1 protein-coding gene is annotated in these 250 nt (G+C 64.8%); it reads left to right on the forward strand.

The window, feature by feature from the left end; all coding sequences use genetic code 11:
- Nucleotides 1-250 (forward strand): ABC transporter permease (locus tag ACSNOK_RS35435; protein WP_436784788.1); only part of this gene is annotated, 250 nt, incomplete at both ends.

A 250-nucleotide genomic window follows, 5' to 3' on the forward strand; every position in this document is an offset into this window, starting at 1 on the left:
TGGTGGGCGTGCTCGCCGGGTTCCTGCTGCTCTTCGCGGTCGGGTTCGGCGTCGGCTGGGTGTTCATGACCATCGGTCTCCTCGTCTCGACCCCGATGACGGTGATGACTTTCGGCTTCACCTTCATCTTCCCGCTGGTCTTCGCGTCGAACATCAGCGTGGACCCCGAGACCATGCCCGGCTGGCTCGAGGCCTTCGTGAACGTGAACCCCGTGTCGCACATCACGACGGCGCTGCGCGGGCTTTTCGC

The sequence above is a fragment of the Streptomyces sp. URMC 126 genome (assembly GCF_051386555.1).
Classification (GTDB): Bacteria; Actinomycetota; Actinomycetes; order Streptomycetales; family Streptomycetaceae; genus Streptomyces.